This is a genomic window from Planobispora rosea, from assembly GCF_014648175.1.
GTDB lineage: Bacteria > Actinomycetota > Actinomycetes > Streptosporangiales > Streptosporangiaceae > Planobispora > Planobispora rosea.
Genome location: NZ_BMQP01000034.1, coordinates 1 through 17,187 on the forward strand (window position 1 = coordinate 1; position 17,187 = coordinate 17,187).

Below are 17,187 nucleotides of genomic sequence, written 5' to 3' on the forward strand. Positions count from 1 at the left end.
GGCTGGAGAACCCGCCCGCACAGCACGACCATGTCCCCACCGAAGCCCCACCGAAGCCCCACCGAAGCTCCCACCGGAGAAGCACCCGCCCAGCCCGAGCCGGGCACCGCACGGCGGCGCCGAACACCGCCGTCCTACGTCTCGCCGTACCGGCGTCGGCCCCTTGCCTGGATGCACGCCGTACCGGCGCCAGCCGAGCCGTACTAAACCTGGATGACCTGATTCGTTCATGTACGGGACACTCGCACTTCCGCCCGTCGTGCCAGGTCGTACCTAGCATCGCTGCTGAGCCGCACCCGTCCGGAAGGCAGGTTCGCGCATGAGGGTATGTGTCGGGACCATCGTCCACCACCCCGAAGACGCCCGGATCATGCATCGGCAGATCCGCGCGCTCCTCGACGCCGGACATGAGATCACCTATGTCGCGCCCTTCACCGACTTCAACGTCACCCCGGATCCGGGGATCCGGGCCGTGGACGTGCCCCGGGCGGTGGGGCGGCGTCGCTGGCGGGCCATGAGGGCGGCGCGGCGGGCGCTCAGGCGGGGGGTCGAGGGCGCGGACCTGCTGCTCGTCCACGACATCGAACTCCTGCTGCGGCTCCCCAGGCGCCGCCCCGTCACCGTCTGGGACGTGCACGGTGACACCGCCGCGTCCCTCGTGGCCGACGACCGCCTCCCCGGCCTCCTGCGCCGGGCGCTGCCCGCGCTGGTCCGCCGTATCGAGGCCCGCGCCGAGCGCCGTCTCCGCCTGATCCTGGCCGAGGAGTCGCACCGGGAGCGGTTCACCGCCCCGCACCCCGTGGTCCTCAACATCCCCCCCATGCCCCGGCGCCAGCCTCCCCCGCCGGGCCGGAACCGGGTCGTCTACGTGGGCCGGATCTCCCGGGAACGGGGTGTGGCCGAGCAGATCGAGCTGGCCCGGAGGCTCGCCCCGTACGGGGTCAGGCTGGATCTGGTCGGTCCCGCCGACGCCGAGGTACGGCCGCTGCTGCGGGACGCGCAGCGTGAGGGCGTGCTCGACTGGTACGGGCACGTCCCCCACCGGCACGCGCTGCGGATGGCCGAGGGGGCGATCGCCGGGCTGTCGTTCCTGCACGACCTCCCCGCCCACCGCCGGGCGATGCCGGCCAAGGTCGTCGAGTACATGTCCAGGGGGATCCCGGTGGTCACGACCCCGCTCCCGGCCGCGGCCGACCTGGTCCGCCGGGTGGACTGCGGTGTCGTCGTGCCCTTCGGGGACGTGGACGCGGCGGTGGAGGCCGTACTGGCGCTGCGGGACGATCCCGGCGGGGCCTCGGCGATGGGTGCGCGCGGCTACGCCGAGGCGGTACGCGGCTACGACTGGCCCGAGCAGGCGGAGGGCTTCGTCGGCCTGCTGGAGGAATGGGCGGGCAAACCCGTGACGAGCGGCCGTGAGCTTGGTCTACTTGAACCATGGCACGCCATCTGATCCAAGGTCGCGACGTGGCCATGCCGGTGCGTGTCCGGGATGCCACGATCTGCACCGCAGCCTACCTCGTGCGGGCCGACGCGGCCCGGGCGGTGATCGCGTACTCGGGGATGGACATCGCCGAGGTCCTGCCCGGCAGGACCGTCTGCTCGCTGGCGTTCGTCGACTACGTGGACGGCGACCTGGACACCTACCACGAGTTCGGGGTCGCCTTCATGGTCCGGCCGCCCGGGTCGGGGCCGGTGTCCCCCAAGGGACCGATCAGGAACCTGGCGGAGCTGCGCCGGTCCGGTACCGGGGTGTTCGTCCACTGGCTCCCCGTCGACCAGGGGTTCACCCTGGAGGCCGGGCGGACGATCTGGGGTTTCCCCAAGGAGCTGGCCGCCATCGATCTCCGGCTGTCCTCGCCGTACAAGCGGTGCATCGTGCGCAAGGACGACCGCCTGGTGATCGACCTGCTGGTCAGGCCCGGGGTCCCGGTGACCGCCGCCGGCGCCACGTTCGCCCTCGACGCCTACAGCCACCTGGACGGCGTCACCCGGCACATCCCCTGGACCGCGTCCCCGCGCGGGATCCGCGTCCGCCCCGGCGGCGCGCTGGTCCGTCTCGGCAACCATCCCGTCGCCAGGGAGCTGAGCGAGCTGGGCCTGCCCAAGCGGGCGGTGATGACCGCCACCTGCTCCCGGACCGCGATGTCCTTCGGCGAGGCGAAGGAGCTGTAGAAGGGAGCCGGGGAAGGGGGCCGAAGTCCTCGCGGCGGGCCGCGGCGGGCCGGTCGGTTACTTGTCGTTGGTTACTTGTCGAGGTCCAGCAGGGGCAGTTCGTCCCTGGTGGGCAGGGACTGCCAGTCGCTCGGGCCTGAGGCGGCGAAGGCGGCCAGCAGCGCGCCGCGGCGCAGGCGGTCGGCGGGGTGCAGGCGCTCCAGCAGCGCGCTGAGATAGCCGGCGACGAAAGCGGCGCTCGACCCGCCGGGATCGACCACGGGCGCGCCGAGACCGGGCGCGTCGTGCCGCACGCCGTTCACCCGCACGCTCGCGCCCCGGGTGCCCCGGTTCACGATGACCTCCCGGTCACCGGTGAGGGCGGGCTTGACCAGGTCCAGCTCGCACTGCCGGACGAACAGCACGTCGGCGGCGCAGGCCAGCATGTTGAGGATCTCCTCGGCCTCCTTCAGATCAGGCCAGAGCCGCTCGTCGTAATCGACGGCCACCGAGATGGGCACCCCGGCGGTCCGCGCGGTCCGCACCGCGGCGTTCATGGCGTCACGCGCGTTCAGCGCGGCGGTGATACCGCTGACGTGCAGGATGCCCGCCTGGGTGACCCGGTCGACGGGGACGTTCCCCTGCGCCAGCCGGACGGCCGTCGGGTAGTAGGTGAGCCGGGCGGCCTGTCCGATCAGCGACTCCTTCAGGATCATCCCGGTCGGCGTGCCCTCCTCCACGCGGGCGTCGGAGACGTCCACGCCCTCGCCGCGTAACACCGACAGGATTCTGACGCCCAGTTCGTCCGCGCCGACCTTGCCCAGCCAGCTCACCGTGTGCCCGAGCCGGGTCATTCCGATGGCGACGGTCAGCTCGGCTCCGGTCACGTCCAGTCGTGCCTCGTGCTCATGACGGACCCGGCCACTGGTGACGACACCGAAAGCCTCGCCGAGGGTGTAGACGTCCACGTCGAGGCCCCTTCGCAACATCCGTACGGAAGATCCTCCCGTGCGGAGGATCAGACGATGGGCGGGCGGCCCAGACGGAGCATGCGCCAGGCCGTGTTCCAGCCCATGGGACGGCGCTCCCCCGCGGGTTCGCGCAGACCCTCGCGAAAGCCCTTGAACCAGGCACGCAGGGCCGGACGAGAGCGTTCGCGGAGCAGGGTGAGGACCACCCAGTTGAGAAGATAGAGGATGGCCAGGGACCAGGGCAGGTTACGACGCGCCAGCCAGACGCGGTTACGGGCGTTGAGCCGGTAGAAGTCGGCGTGACGGGTCGGCGGGACCTGCGGATGGTACATGATCGTCTTGGCGTCGTACTCGATCCGGTAGCCCTCGCCGAGCAGCCGCCAGGCCAGGTCGGTCTCCTCGTGCGCGTAGAAGAAGCGCTCGGGCAGGCCCCCGACCTGGAGGAAGGCGGAGCGACGGATGGCGCAGGCGCCGCCGAGGAAGGTGGTGACCGGCGAGGACCGCTCGGGGTCGCCCGCGCGCAGGCGGGGGACGTGGCGGCGCTGTCCGACGCCGCCGTCGGGGTCCATCACCCGGAAGGAGACGACCGCGAGGTCGTGCTCCGTGGAGAAACGCTCACGCAGGTGGGAGACGACGTCCATCGTCCCGTACCACCCGTCGTCGTCGAGGAAGAGCACCACGTCGCCGGAGCACTCCTCGACACCGCGGTTGCGCCCGGCCGGGATTCCCGCGTTGTGCGCCAGCCGCACGGTCTTGATCGAGGCCCCCGAGCCCGGCGGCACGGTGACCGGGAGCTCCGGGACGTCGGCCCCGTTGCCGACGATCACCACCTCGACGTCGCCGTCGTCCTGGTTCAGGGCGGACTCGACCGCCCGGCCCAGCTCCGGGACCCGGTTGCCCATGGTGAGGATGACGCACGAGATCTTCAACGCGTCATCGCCTTGACGCGTCGAGAGCACGTGCGGGACATACTTTCATGATCACCGAGTCTGCTGGGTCGGGCTGTTCTGACGGAGGCGTGGCTCCGGGGTTCACCAGAGGACAAGCGTATCGGAACCGTCAACGAACACCCACCGAACAGTGAGGTGTCCGCACCTACGACGCACCGCGACGCCGTCCGGTTCCTCATGAGAGCCGCCTGGACGCCAGGATGCTGACCAGATGCAGGACCGTCTGCAGGACGGCGACCGCGACGCAGGCCACCACCAGCACCCGGGTCGCGGTGAGCCCCCCGGCGACCAGGTCCCACACCGCGGCGGCCACCACCAGCAGCGAGAGTTCCACCGCCTGGACGATGCGGTGGAACCGCAGCGCCGCCGCGGCCTTCCTGGCCAGCCCCAGACCGCGCGACTGGAACTGCCCGGCGGCGGCCTCGGTCGCCGCCACCAGCCCGGAACGGGCCCGGGCCACGTCGACCAGGTCGGTCTCCGCCTTGATGAGGATCGCGCCGAGCGCCGCCGCGAAGCCCGCCACGGTGTACCAGTCGGGGAGGGTCCCGGAGGCCCGGAAGCCCAGCCCGATCAGCAGGGCCGCCTCGGCGAAGTAGTGGCCGACCCGGTCGAGGTAGACGCCCGTGATGGAGGTGCGCCCCGTCCAGCGGGCCAGTTCCCCGTCGGAGCAGTCGAGCAGCAGGTAGACCTGGATGAGCACGGCCGCGCCCACGGCCGCGCCGAGACCGGGCAGCGCCATGACGCCGCCCGCCGCCAGGCCGAACAGGATCATCAGCCAGGTGGTCTGGTTGGGCGTGATCGGCGTCTTGGCGAGGAACCAGGTGACGTAGATCGACAGCTTGCGCATGTAGAGCACGCCGGCCCAGTGCTCACCGCTGGCGCGGTCCATGGTCGAGTGCGGCTGTGCGACCGCGCGCAGCTCAGCGACCGACGGCCCGGACATAGTCCTCCACCCGATCCCTGATCTCCGACTCCGACAGGCGCAGGTGCTCCAGGATCGTGTAGCGCCCGGGGCGGGTCGAGGGCGCCAGCATGACCGCCGCGGTGAACTGCTCGGCGGTCAGCCCGACGTCTCCGGGGGTGACCGGCAGTTCGTGTCCGCGCAGGCACTCGACGACCTGGGTCAGCCGCCGCTCGTCCTCGCGGAGGAAGAAGCAGAAGGCGGCACCGATCCCGGCGAGCTCGCCGTGGTTGGAGGTGCCGGGGAAGAGCTGGTCCACGGCATGAAGGATCTCATGGTCCCCGCCGCTGGAGGGCCGGGATGACCCGGCGATGACCATCGACATTCCGGACAGGATGAGCGCTTCAGCCAGAACGGTGAGGAAAGCATCGGACTCGATCGAGTCACGCCTGCCGATCACCGCCTCCGCCGCGGTGCGGGCCATCGAGCAGGCGAGGCCGTCGATCGGCTCGCCCCGCTCGGCGTTGCCCAGCTGCCAGTCCTCGATCGCCGACAGGTTGCTCACCACGTCGCCGACCCCGGAGCGGACCAGCGACGGCGGCGCGTCGTGCACGAAGTCGAGGTCGACGACGATGGCCAGCGGCATGGGAACGCCGAAGGAGCCCTTGCCGCTCTCGTGGGTCAGCGACGCCACCGGCGAGCAGATCCCGTCGTGCGACAGGTTGGTGGCCACCGCCACCATCGGGATCCCCGCGAGGGACGCGGCGTACTTCGTCGCGTCGATCGTCTTGCCGCCGCCGATGCCGACGAGCGCCTCGTAGGCGCCCTTGCGCAGGTCGGCCCCGAGCGTCACCGCCGCGTCGACCGAGCCGTCGGCCACCCGGAAGACCTGGGCCTCACCGAGGGAGGGGGCGATCACCGAGGCGATCCTGTCCCCCTGACCGGCGCCCACCGCCACCGCCACCCGCCCGGAGGTCGCCACCCGGCTGTCGGCCAGCAGCGAGCCGAGCTGCGCGATGGCGCCCCGCCGTACCTCCATGGTCAGCGGGGCGGGCAGCATCCTGGCTAGTATCGGCACGCGATCTCCCGCGCCTTCGCGAGGTCGTCGTGGTTGTCGACCTCGACCCACGCGACGTCGCCGATGGGGGCGACCGCGATCTTCTCGCCGCGGGCGACCAGCTCCTGGTAGCCGTCCTCGTAGTAGAGCTGCGGGTCGCGCTCGAAGGTGGCCTGGAGCGCGTCGGCCAGGCGCCCGCCGACGCCCGGGCGGATCAGGGTCGCGCCGATGTACTCACCCGCCGCGGACGCGGGGTCCATCAGCTTGGTGATCTGCTTCAGGTGGCCGTTCTCGTCGAGGGTGACCTTCATCTCCTCGTCGGCGAGCTTCTTCACGTCGTCCACCGCGAGCAGGATGTCGCTGGTGACCGGGGCCGACAGGAGCGTGTGCTCAACCGAGACCGGGTGCACCGTGTCGCCGTTGACCAGCAGCACGCCCTGGTCGAAGTAGTCGCGGGCGCACCACAGGGAGTAGGCGTTGTTCCACTCCTCGGCCTTGTCGTTGTGCACGAGGGTGAGCTTCACACCGTGCCGCCGCTCCAGTTCGGCCTTGCGCTCGTGTACGGCCTGCGCCTGGTATCCGACGATGACCACGACGTCGCGGAGATCGGCCGCCGCGAGGTTCCGCAGCGAGATGTCCATGATCGTGGTCTCACCGTCAACCGGCACGAGCGCCTTGGGCAGCGTGTCGGTGTACGGCCGCAGGCGTCGTCCGGCCCCGGCGGCCAGCACCATTCCCAGCAACGTGCACTCCTCGTTCGAATGAGCCCCTCTGCGGGCACTCCTGGCCCAAAGGTTAGTTGCCTTTGGCCCCTGATCGTGTAATCCGAGGTTTGCCGGGCGTTCTCGATCTGTGTGCCGAGCCGCTCAGTCGTCCGCGCCGAGCCCCCGGAGTCCGCGGAGCCCTGGGAGCCCGACGGAGTCCGTCTCCGGGCGCGACGTCGCCAGCCAGCAGGTGAGGCTCTCCCAGCCGAACAACACCCACAGGTAGATCGCCAGCAGCGCGAACAGCAGCGTCATCTGCCCGGTGAGACCGCCCAGGCTCAGCAGCAGCGTCCGCCCGTCCCAGCCGAGCCCGGCCACGGCCAGCCAGGTCGGCGGGTAGAGCCGCTGACGCACCCGGTAGACGACGTCGTAGTGGTGGAAGGCCAGCGCGCCGAGGAGCGTGAAGACCAGCCACGGCGGCACCCCGTGGGCGAACCCGGCCGCGGCCGTGAAGCCGTACTCGGCCAGGCGCAGGATCGGCGGGACCAGCCAGTCGAGCCGCCCGCCGTGCGGGTGCGAGCTGCCGGGACCGGCCAGCAGCAACGCCACCGCCGGGGCGAACGCCGTCAGGCCGTCGGTCCCGGCCCCACCGAGGGCCAGGAGCACGCCGGCGACGAACACGCCGACGAGCACGGGGGGAAGCGGGGGCAGCTGCCCGGACACCGGCCTGCCCATCATCCGGGACGCCGGCCCGTCGTCGCGGTAGGCCGCCACGGCGCTGCGCGGCACCTGCGTCATGCGCGCCGAGAACCGGGGGGATCCGGAGGGTCCGGAAGGCTCGGAGGACCCGGAAGGCCCTGAAGGTTCAGAGGGTCCGGAAGGTCCGGAAGGCGTCTTCGTCATGCCAGCGACCTGCCCATCCTCCCGGCGAGCGTGTAGAGCCCCGCGAGGCCGCCCCAGCCGATGAGCGCGGCGAACGTCACCCGCGCGTCGGAGACCGCGGCGGTCACCGCGATCAACGCCGTGCGCTCCCCGATCGGCAGAATGACGATCTTCTTGAGCCATCGGGTGAAGGCGTCCCGCTCCAGGCGGCGCGAGAGCCGCGCCACCGCACCGGTCTCGCCCGTCCCGGGACCGGCGGAGTCGCCCAGGGGCGGCGCCTGCGCCGGGACCAGCGAACTGCCCGTGTCGGCCCGGGCGGTCAGCGGGACGGCCGCAGCGGGCCGCGCCGCACGGGCCCGGACGGCGTCGGAGCGGGCCCCGTCGTAGGAGAAGTCGATCATGTGGCGGAGCGCCTGCAGGATCATCGCGCCCGTGGCCAGCGCCCAGATCTCCCGGGCCGGCGCACCCGGGCCCGCGGTCACCGCGTAGCCGGCGGCCAGGCCCGCGTAGACGGCGTACTCCTTGACCCGGTCGGAGGTGGCGTCCAGCCACGAGCCGAGCGGCGAGAACACCCGGGTGTAGCGGGCGAGCTGGCCGTCCACGCAGTCGAGCACGAACGACAGGTAGAACAGGACCGCCCCGGCGATCATCGCCGCGCGGGTGCCCGCGGAGAACCAGACCGCCGCCAGCACGGCCAGGCCGACGGACATCCCGGTGACCGCGTTCGGCGTCAGCCGCAACCAGGCGGCGAGCGCGACCGGGTACCGGGACCAGGAGCTGACGAAGTAGGTGGTGAAGAAGCCGTCGTCCCTCTTGATCGCCGCGTCCAGCCGGGCCCCGGTCACGTCCGCCTCGGCCATCCGGGCGAGTGCCACCTCGGCGGCGACCTGCCCGGCCACCCGGTCGCAGTGGAGCTCCCCCGTCCCGGCCGCGCGGACGGCGACGCCCGAGCGGACCAGTCCCACCAGGAGCAGGTGACCGGCCTCGGAGCCGTCCACCCGGCCGAGGAACCCCGCCTCGGCCAGCTCCGCCAGGTGCTCGGCGGTCGCGGCGAGGCCGCCGAGATCGGCCTCGCCGACCCGGAGGACACCGCGGAAGGTGCCGTTGGCGCCGGTCACCTGGTGGAACGAGCTGCCCGCGGAGACCACCCGGCCGTCCTCGACGCGGACCGGCGGACGCAGCGGGCCCTCCGGGGCGCCGCCGGTGGCCACGATCGCACCGGTGCCGCGGGCGGGATGGTCCAGGAGTTCGGCCAGCGCCTCCGTGTGGGCCACCAGGTCTCCGGCCAGCACGGCCACCGGCCCCGCGGAGCCGCGCGCCACCCGGGCGATCCGGCGCAGGTCGTCGGCGATCCCGCGCGACCCCTCCGAGCCGGTCGCGCAGGCCCCGCCGGACGCGTGGACGACGTCGCCGGATCCGCCCACCACGTGCACATCCTCGACGGCGAGTTCGGACAGCTGACCGGTCAGCCGGTCGAGCAGAGTGCCCTCGTGGCAGCGCAGCGTGGTCGCGGCGGCGGTGGCGAGGACGACGGCGGAGGTCCGAGGGGTGGCGGACCCGGAGAGGGAGGACAAAGAAGACGTGGTGTCGTGCAAGCGGAGCTCCTTCGCATCCGATGGGATCGCCGCACGAGTCGGGGAGCGCGCACCCAGCGTAGCGAGATCCTGACGCGATATCACGGATGACGCGACGGTCACTCACATCCCCGCTGGTCCATCCCCTCCGCGCCCGTACGACCGGCACGACGGCCGCCGTACGGCGCGCTGCCCCGGAAGCGCTACCCTCGCGCTACACCGACTCCCGGATCGACCACCCGACTCCCCGATCGACCACCCGACTCCCTGCACCGACTTCCGCACCGATGCCCCTCTCCCGGAGGAAGCCCGCCTTGACCGCTCGTGAACCCCATCGCCGCGCCGTCGGAGTCGTCCTCGCGGGCGGGGTCGGCCAGCGGGTCGGCCGGGGCACCCCCAAGCAGCTCATCGAGATCGCCGGGAAGACGATCCTGGAGCACGCGATCGCCGCGTTCGACACCGCCCCGGAGATCGACGAGGTCATCGTGATGATGGCGCCGGGCTTCACCGGGGAGGCGGAACGGCTCGTCGCCCGTAACGGGTTCACGAAGGTCAGCCGGGTGCTGGAGGGCGGTGCGAGCCGTACGGAGACCACCTGGCGGGCGCTGAGGGCGCTGGACGGGCAGGACTGCGACGTGCTCCTGCACGACGCCGCGCGCCCGCTGCTGGAGCCGCGCATCATCACCGAGTGCGTGGCGGCGCTGCGCACGCACGCGGCCGTGGAGGTGGCGATCCCGAGCTCCGACACGGTCGTGGTGACCACGCCGGGGCCGTACGGGGAAGTCGTCAGCGAGGTGCCCGACCGGGCCCGGATCTGGCGCGCCCAGACGCCGCAGTGCTTCCGGCTCCCGTTGATCCGCGAGGCCTACGAGCGGGCCTTCGCCGATCCCGGGTTCGCCGGGCGGCAGGCCACCGACGACTGCGGCGTGGTGCTGCGCTACCTGCCCGACGTGCCGATCCACATCGTGCCGGGCAGCGAGCGCAACATGAAGGTCACCCACCCGGTGGACGTCCTCGTCGCCGAGACGCTCCTGCGCCTCGGCCACGGCTCCGGCTCGGGCTCCGGCGACAACGACGGCTCCGGCGACGGCTCCGAGTCCGGGTCCGGCTCCGAGTCCGACGACGGCTCGGGCGGGCCGGACAGCTGACGTTCCGGCCCCTCCCGTGTCAGGCGTCCGGCTTGCCGAGGCTCGGCGGGCTGGTGAGGAAGCCCCAGCCCCAGGAGATGTGCATGGTGGCGTAGACGAGCGGGAGCCGTGCCAGCGCGGCGGGGGGCAGGCCGCTGCCGGTCACCGCCGAGCCGGCGAGGATCGCCGCGGCGTAGCCGCCGGGGATCAGCAGACCCGGCCAGAAGAACGGCGAGACCACCAGACCCGCGAGCATGGCCAGGACCGCCATCGGCGGTGCCAGGTAACGCAGGTTGATCGTGCCCTCGTGGGTGCGGGCGACCACGCGCCGCCAGCGGCCGTAGTGGAAGTACTGCTTGGCGAGGGCCTTGAGGTTCGGGCGCGGCCGGTAGGAGACCCGCATCCGGGGCTGGAACCAGACCAGGCCGCCGGTCTGGCGGATGCGGTGGTTCATCTCCCAGTCCTGGGCGCGCTGGAAGTGCTCGTCGTATCCGCCGACCCGCTCCAGCGCCTCACGGCGGAACACCCCCAGGTAGACCGTGTCGGCCGGGCCCGCGGTGCCGCCGGTGTGGAACCGGGCGCCGCCGACGCCGATCTTGGAGGTCATGGCGCGGGCGACCGCCTGCTCGAAGGGGGTGATCCCCTCGGCGGCCATGATGCCGCCCACGTTGTCGGCGCCGGTCTCCTCCAGTGTCTCCACCGCGATCCGGAGGTAGTTCTCCGGGAGCATGGCATGACCGTCCACCCGGGCGACGATTCCGTTACGGGATGCGGCGATGGCGGCGTTGAGCGCGTTGGGCGTGCGACCGGTGGGGTTGGGGACCACGATCACGCGGGGGTCCTCGGCCGCGATCGCGTCGGCGACCTCCTGGGTGCGGTCCTGTGAGGGGCCGATCGCGAGGACGACCTCGATGGGCCCCTCGTAGTGCTGCGACAGGACCTGGTCAACCGCCTCCCGCAGGTGGCGCTCCTCGTTCAGCACCGGGATGACGACGGAGATGGGGGGCCAGACACGCGTCTTGGAAGACTCGGAAGACGGGGCCGGCGCTGGCGAGTCGGGGAACTGCTTCATGGCGTCGCTCACGCTACTGTACGAACGGGTACCTCATCGACCCATGTTGGAGCCTGAACGGACTCTGGCCAGAGCCGGACACACCCGTAGGGGGGCTGATGCGCGACCCGGAAGACGAGGACTCGGGTGTGCACGTGGGCGGCGACGCCTACGGCGTCGTCCGGGTGACTCCGCGGCGTGACCACAGGTCCGCCCGGGGTGCTCGTTCCCGGCGGCGCAACCTGATCGTCGCGGGGGCGCTCTCCGGCCTGGTCCTGATCGGCTCGGGGGCCGCGTGGTCGGTGCCGAACTACGCGGCGAGCAAGATCGAGTCCGTCGACGCGGGCGTGCCCGGATCGCGGTCCACCGGGGCGATGAACATCCTGCTCGTCGGCGTGGACCGGCGCGACGACCTCACCCGCAAGCAGCAGAACCAGCTCAAGCTGGGCCGTGAGAGCGGCGAGCGCACCGACACCATGATGGTGATCCATCTGTCGGAGGACCACCGCAAGGTCACCGTGGTCAGCCTCCCCCGCGACACCTGGACGACCGTCCCCGGCAAGGGCGAGCACAAGATCAACGCCGCCTACCAGCTCGGCGGTCCCAAGCTCGCCGTGCGCACGGTGCAGAACGCCACCGGCCTGATGATCAACCACTACGTCGAGGTCAACGTGCTCGGCTTCATCAACGTGGTGGAGGCGCTCGGCGGGATCTCGGTCTGCACCCCGGTCGCGATCAACGACCCGAAGACCGCCCTGCAGCTCCAGCCGGGCACCCACTCCCTCGACGGCGTCAGGGCCCTCGCCTACGCCCGCACCCGGGCCACCGCCCGCTCCGACCTCGACCGGATCGACCGCCAGCAGCAGGTGATCTCGGCCCTGCTGAACCAGGCGCTGAGCAGCGACACGCTGACCAACCCGGTCAAGCTCACCAGCTTCGTCAACACGACGCTGGGCACGCTCCGGGTGGACGACTCGCTCCGCGGGAACCTGCTCGGCCTGGCCGACCAGCTCAAGACCGTCTCCACCGACGACGTGGCCTTCGCCACCGTGCCGCTCGCCGACGTCGACTACCGCACGCCGACCGGCGAGTCCGCGGTGCTCTGGGACAAGCCCGCCGCGCGCCAGCTGTTCCAGCGGATCGCGGCCGACGAGGAGCTCACCAAGCCGTCGGCCAAGCCGTCGACCAAGCCGTCGGCGACCCCCGAGCCCGCCGGGGCGACCCCGACGCCCTCGACCGCTCCGCTGACCGTGCCGCCCTCGCGGATCGCGGTCAAGGTCCTCAACGGCACCCTGATCACCGGTCTCGGCGGACGCACCAGGGACGACCTGCTGAAGGCCGGCTTCCTCGTGCCCGAGCCCGCCGGGGACACCCAGCGCAGGGACCACGACAAGACGGTCATCCGCTACGGCCCCGGCCGCGAGGACTCCGCCCGGACCCTGGCCGCCGCCCTCCCGGGCGCGGACGTCCGCCCGATCGAGGATCTCGGAGACCGGATCGAGGTCATCGTCGGCCGGAAGCATCCGCAGGTCAAGAAGGTCACCGTCGAGGAGGCGGCGCCCACCCCCGCCGCCTCTCCGGTCGCCACGCCGACGGCGAGAACCGCGACGCAGAACATCTGTAAAAAGTAATCCAAGTCGCATAACGCCTGCCAGCGGGGGCAGTGGAGACAGCAGACGGAGGTGACGAGCATGATTCCGGCATTCGACGTCCAGACATGGAAAAACGGTCCATGTGTGGTTATCCGGGCGACGGGCGAGCTGGACATGACCGTCGCCCCCCGCCTCGGGGCCGAGGTGGACCGGGTGCTGGAGACCGGGCAGCTGGAGACCGGGCACCGGCCCTGCCTGGTGATGGACCTGACCCAGGTGCCGTTCTGCGACTCGGTGGGACTGGGAACCCTGGTGGGCGCCCTGACCAAGTTGCGGAACTCCCAGGGGCGCCTCATCCTCGTCCTCACCCCGGGGATGATCACTCGCCTGCTCGCGATCACCAGTCTCGACCGTCACTTCGAGACCTGCGGCACCCTGCACGAGGCGTTCGACGCCGCCGCCTGAAAGCCGCGCCCGTCTCGTCCATGACGCCGGATCGCCGCCCGTTTCTCGCGGATGTCTCCGGACCCTCACATGCCCGCGCGCGCCTCCGTGAGGCTGACATCTCGTAAGCGTTTCGGGAGAAATGCCTCTATCTCGTCGCCCTGCGTGAATGCCATCATCACCGCCATCCCCCCGTCAGGCGCTGGTTACAGAAGGGCGCACGCGATTGAGCATCACTGAGAGGCCCGTGGAAGCGGCCGGAGGCATCAGCCGGCTCCGCAAGGACGCCGTCGGTCTCACCGGCGTCATATTCATGGCGGTCGCCACCGCCGCCCCCATCACCGCCATGACCGGCAACGTCCCGATGGTCGTCGGCTTCGGCAACGGGCTCGGGGTACCCGCGGCGTACCTCGTGGCGACGGCGGTCCTGACGATCTTCTCCGTCGGGTACGTGGCCATGGCCAAGCACATCACCTCCGCCGGCGCCTTCTACGGCTACATCTCCCACGGCCTCGGCCAGGTCGCCGGCATGGTCGCCGGACTGCTGGCGACCATGGCCTACGTGGTCTTCGAGGCGTCCATCATCGGTTTCTTCGCCTACTCGGCCAACGACACCTTCAAGAGCCTGGCCGGAGTGGACGTCCACTGGCTCTGGTTCGCCGCCCTCGGACTCGCCCTGAACGCGATCCTCACCTACTTCGACATCAATCTGACCGCGAAGGTCCTGGGCGTCTTCCTGATCACCGAGATCCTCATGCTCGGCCTGACCGCCGTCGCCGCCCTGCTCAACGGCGGCGGGCCGGACGGGCTGATGGCCGGCACCCTCAACCCGGCCAACGCCTTCACCACCACGGGCCTGACGGGCGGGGCCGTCGGGCTCGGCCTGTTCATGTGCTTCTGGTCCTGGGTCGGTTTCGAGTCCACCGCCATGTACGGCGAGGAGTCCCGCGACCCCAAGCGGATCATCCCGATCGCGACCCTCGTCTCCGTGGTCGGCATCGGCCTGTTCTACACCTTCGTCTCCTGGATGACGGTGGCGGCCAACGGCGTCAAGGCGCCGGAGATCGCGGCGGAGCAGTACGCCGGGATCTTCTTCGTGCCGACCGGCGAGCTCGTCGGCCAGTGGGCGGTCGACCTGTTCAAGGTCCTCATCCTGACCGGTTCGTTCGCCTGCTCGATGGCCTTCCACAACTGCGCCTCGCGCTACCTGTACGCCATCGGCCGCGAGGACCTCGTCCCCGGCACCCGCCGGACCCTGGGGGCGACCCACCCCAGGCACGGCTCGCCGTACATCGCCGGATTCGTCCAGACCGGCATCTCGATCGTGCTCATCGCGGCGTTCGCCCTCGCGGGGATGGACCCCTACCTGCACATCTACACGCTGCTCGCGGTGCTGGGCACGCTGGCGATCCTGATCGTGCAGACCATGTGCTCGTTCGCGGTCGTCGGCTACTTCCACGTCAGGAAGAAGCATCCCGAGACCGCCTCCTGGTGGCGCACCCTGCTCGCCCCGCTGGCCGGCGGCCTGGCGATGGCCTATGTCGTGCTGCTGCTCTTCCAGAACCAGGAGACCGCGGCCGGGGACGCCTCCAAGTCCCTGTTCTTCACGTTGATCCCGTGGATCGTGCTCGGCTTCGCCGTGCTCGGCGCCGCCCTGGCGCTCTACCTGCGGTTCAGGAACCCGGAGAAGTACGCGATCATCGGCCGGATCGTCCTGGAGGACACCGCCGAGCGCGACCCGGCCGAGGAAGCGGCCGTCGACCGGCCGACTCTGCAGGACACCGTCGACAGCTGAGGTCTTCTCCGGAGGAGCCTTCTCCCGGAGGAGCCTTCCGGGAAGCTTCTCTCCCCGGGGAAGCCTTCTCTCCCGGGGACCCGCGGGTCTCCCGGCACGGCGCGCGCCCGGTCTTCGTGAAGACCGGGCGCGCTCGTCCGGGAGGTCCGGGAGCGGACCGTGACGGCCCGCTCCCGCCGGGACGTCTACCGCAGGTCGGCGATGACCTCGTCGGCCGCCCTCTCGCCCTCGGTGGCGCCGCCGTTCATGAAGCCCTGGAAGTCGTAGGAGCAGTGCTCCCCGGCCAGGTGGACGTTGCCCTGCCGTACTCCCTCGTAGCCCGCGTACCGGTGCAGGTAGCCGACGGGCCAGTAGGAGTAGGCGCCGAGCGCGTAGGGGTTCCTGTGCCAGGCCGACAGCTGCGCCCGCCCGTTCCACTTGGCCTTGGTTCCGGGGAAGACCTTGTCGATCTGGGTCAGGACCGTGGGCACCAGGGTGCGCACGTAGGCGTCGGTGTGGGTGGGGAACGGCGTGGCGGGGTTCAGCGCGAACGCCGCGTCGCCCCCGCCGTACTGGATGAGCACCCCGGTCGTGCCCGCCTGGTCCTTGGTGGTGTCCCAGCACTGCTGGAACGGCAGGTCGGTGAAGCAGTCACCGGCCGACACCCCCGGCCAGGGGCCGGTCCCCAGCCACGTGCGGGCGGAGAACTGCATGTTGAGCTTGGTGACGTGGCCCATCCGCGCGTCACGCAGCAGGTTCGTCATGCGGGTGTCGAACCCGGCGCGCGACAGGTCCAGGCCCTTCAGGACCGGGAGCGGCACGGTGATGATCGTGTGGTCGGCGGTGACGGTCCTGGTGGTGCCGCCTTCGTCGAAGGTGAGCGTCTGGGTGCCGTCGGAGTTGGCCCGTACGGCCAGCAGCTCCCACCCCAGCTGGAGCGAGCCGGGCGGCAGCGAGGCGGCCATCGCCTGCGGCAGCTGGTCGTTGCCGCCGACGATGTGGTAGCGCTCGTCGGACAGTCCCCAGACGTTGAAGTGTCCGGGGTTGGGCTGGTAGCCCATCAGCAGCACCAGCGCCAGGGACGACTGGTCCACCGTCTCGGCGCCGTACTCGACGTTGTAGGCGACGTCGAGGAAGCGGCCGAGGTCGGAGGCGTAGCCGCCGGGCACCCGTGAGTCGATCCACTCCCGGATCGACATGTTGTCCAGCGCCGTACCCTCGGGTGTGGTCTGGTTCCACATCACCTCGCCAGCCGCCATCAGGTCGGAGTGCAGGGCGTGGTAGACGTCCTTGAAGTCCTCGTCGGCCTGGGAGCGCGGATAGTAGGCGCCGTTGACGTGGAGGATCTCCTCGGCCCCGTTCGGCCCGGCCCCGGCGAAGTTCCGGGTGGGCAGGTCGAAGCGGCGGCACAACTCCAGCATCTTCTTGTGCTCGACGTCGATCAGCTCCCCGCCGATCTCGGAGGTCTGGCCGCCGGCCCAGAGCGAGCGCTGGGAGTACATCCGGCCGCCGACTCGGGAGGGGTTGGCCTCGTAGACGACGGGCGTCGCCCCGGCGTCCCGCAGGGTGAGCGCCGCCGTGAGCCCGGCGATGCCCGCCCCGATCACGGCGACGCGGGCGGGCTTGAGCCGGCCCGCCTGCGGGGTGACGGTGTCGGCGCGGGCCGTACGGGCAGTCGCGGCCTGTGCGCCGAAGGCTGCCGCGCCGAGACCGAGGAGCGCGGCCCGCCTGAGCAGTTCGCGCCGGGCGATGCCATCGGGCTCGGCCGCCGCCTCGGCGCGCAGGCCGCGCAGCTCGTCGACGGGGAGGCCGAGACGGCGGGCGGCGTGGTGATCGGCGGCGATGCGCTGGAGCGCGCGGAGGGAGGACGTTCGCGGCATGGGGGGTGGTGCCTTTCTGATCGTGTTGCCGATCAGCTTGCGGATCCGGTGCCGTCTCGGACAATCCGCAGGCAGTAACCGATGGGGAGGATCTGGTGACACTCTGTCGCACAACCGCGGACCCGGCGG

15 protein-coding genes are annotated in these 17,187 nt (G+C 71.4%); 6 read left to right on the forward strand and 9 right to left on the reverse strand.

What is annotated here, in order from left to right:
• Positions 1 to 319: 319 nt before the first annotated feature.
• Both IEZ08_RS27910 and IEZ08_RS27915 read left to right on the forward strand, forming a co-directional pair.
• The gene (locus IEZ08_RS27910; protein ID WP_068921413.1) at positions 320 to 1,450 is read left to right on the forward strand and encodes a glycosyltransferase; all 1,131 of its coding nucleotides are present in this window, start codon (positions 320 to 322) and stop codon (positions 1,448 to 1,450) included.
• A complete protein-coding gene (locus IEZ08_RS27915; RefSeq protein WP_068921412.1) occupies positions 1,435 to 2,172 on the forward strand; it encodes an acetoacetate decarboxylase family protein in 738 nt (245 codons plus the stop codon). The genes IEZ08_RS27910 and IEZ08_RS27915 overlap by 16 nt, the downstream gene beginning before the upstream one ends.
• 71 nt (positions 2,173 to 2,243) lie before the next feature.
• On the opposite strand, the gene IEZ08_RS27920 is transcribed toward IEZ08_RS27915, so the two are convergent.
• The 7 genes from IEZ08_RS27920 to IEZ08_RS40365 all read right to left on the reverse strand — a co-directional run bounded on the left by IEZ08_RS27920 (position 2,244) and on the right by IEZ08_RS40365 (position 9,211).
• On the reverse strand, positions 2,244 to 3,140 hold the full coding sequence (locus IEZ08_RS27920) for a sugar kinase (RefSeq protein WP_068921411.1): 897 nt from the start codon (positions 3,138 to 3,140) through the stop codon (positions 2,244 to 2,246).
• Between the two features lie 29 nt (positions 3,141 to 3,169).
• The gene (locus IEZ08_RS27925) at positions 3,170 to 4,051 is read right to left on the reverse strand and encodes a glycosyltransferase family 2 protein (RefSeq protein WP_068921410.1); all 882 of its coding nucleotides are present in this window, start codon (positions 4,049 to 4,051) and stop codon (positions 3,170 to 3,172) included.
• 196 nt (positions 4,052 to 4,247) lie between these two features.
• On the reverse strand, positions 4,248 to 5,015 hold the full coding sequence (locus IEZ08_RS27930) for a CDP-alcohol phosphatidyltransferase family protein (protein ID WP_068921409.1): 768 nt from the start codon (positions 5,013 to 5,015) through the stop codon (positions 4,248 to 4,250).
• Positions 4,993 to 6,033 (reverse strand): iron-containing alcohol dehydrogenase family protein, encoded by a 1,041-nt coding sequence (locus IEZ08_RS27935; protein WP_068921408.1) that lies wholly within the window; start codon positions 6,031 to 6,033, stop codon positions 4,993 to 4,995. The genes IEZ08_RS27930 and IEZ08_RS27935 overlap by 23 nt, the downstream gene beginning before the upstream one ends.
• A gap of 5 nt (positions 6,034 to 6,038) precedes the next feature.
• A complete protein-coding gene (locus tag IEZ08_RS27940) occupies positions 6,039 to 6,773 on the reverse strand; it encodes a phosphocholine cytidylyltransferase family protein (RefSeq protein WP_068921407.1) in 735 nt (244 codons plus the stop codon).
• Positions 6,774 to 6,896: 123 nt separating this feature from the next.
• Positions 6,897 to 7,532 carry a DUF5941 domain-containing protein gene (locus IEZ08_RS40360; RefSeq protein ID WP_068921406.1) on the reverse strand — a complete coding sequence of 212 codons (636 nt, stop codon included), beginning with the start codon at positions 7,530 to 7,532 and terminating at the stop codon, positions 6,897 to 6,899.
• 101 nt (positions 7,533 to 7,633) lie between these two features.
• Complete coding sequence (locus IEZ08_RS40365; RefSeq protein WP_068921405.1) at positions 7,634 to 9,211, reverse strand: CDP-alcohol phosphatidyltransferase family protein; 1,578 nt, start codon at positions 9,209 to 9,211, stop codon at positions 7,634 to 7,636.
• A gap of 293 nt (positions 9,212 to 9,504) precedes the next feature.
• Here IEZ08_RS40365 and IEZ08_RS27955 point away from each other — a divergent pair, with 293 nt between their 5' ends.
• Positions 9,505 to 10,338 (forward strand): IspD/TarI family cytidylyltransferase, encoded by an 834-nt coding sequence (locus IEZ08_RS27955; RefSeq protein ID WP_229803567.1) that lies wholly within the window; start codon positions 9,505 to 9,507, stop codon positions 10,336 to 10,338.
• A 19-nt stretch (positions 10,339 to 10,357) separates the two neighbouring features.
• Here IEZ08_RS27955 and IEZ08_RS27960 read toward each other — a convergent pair whose 3' ends face one another.
• Positions 10,358 to 11,389 carry a glycosyltransferase family 2 protein gene (locus IEZ08_RS27960; protein WP_203863506.1) on the reverse strand — a complete coding sequence of 344 codons (1,032 nt, stop codon included), beginning with the start codon at positions 11,387 to 11,389 and terminating at the stop codon, positions 10,358 to 10,360.
• A 98-nt stretch (positions 11,390 to 11,487) separates the two neighbouring features.
• On the opposite strand from IEZ08_RS27960, the gene IEZ08_RS27965 reads away from it, so the two are divergent.
• The 3 genes from IEZ08_RS27965 to IEZ08_RS27975 all read left to right on the forward strand — a co-directional run bounded on the left by IEZ08_RS27965 (position 11,488) and on the right by IEZ08_RS27975 (position 15,199).
• Positions 11,488 to 12,999, forward strand: coding sequence for an LCP family protein (locus IEZ08_RS27965; protein ID WP_189243307.1), 1,512 nt, complete (start codon positions 11,488 to 11,490; stop codon positions 12,997 to 12,999).
• Positions 13,000 to 13,059: 60 nt separating this feature from the next.
• Positions 13,060 to 13,425 carry an STAS domain-containing protein gene (locus IEZ08_RS27970; protein WP_068921403.1) on the forward strand — a complete coding sequence of 122 codons (366 nt, stop codon included), beginning with the start codon at positions 13,060 to 13,062 and terminating at the stop codon, positions 13,423 to 13,425.
• A gap of 226 nt (positions 13,426 to 13,651) precedes the next feature.
• Positions 13,652 to 15,199 carry an APC family permease gene (locus tag IEZ08_RS27975; RefSeq protein ID WP_203863504.1) on the forward strand — a complete coding sequence of 516 codons (1,548 nt, stop codon included), beginning with the start codon at positions 13,652 to 13,654 and terminating at the stop codon, positions 15,197 to 15,199.
• A 185-nt stretch (positions 15,200 to 15,384) separates the two neighbouring features.
• On the opposite strand, the gene IEZ08_RS27980 is transcribed toward IEZ08_RS27975, so the two are convergent.
• Positions 15,385 to 17,058 (reverse strand): flavin monoamine oxidase family protein, encoded by a 1,674-nt coding sequence (locus IEZ08_RS27980; protein ID WP_068921401.1) that lies wholly within the window; start codon positions 17,056 to 17,058, stop codon positions 15,385 to 15,387.
• Positions 17,059 to 17,187 lie beyond the last annotated feature (129 nt).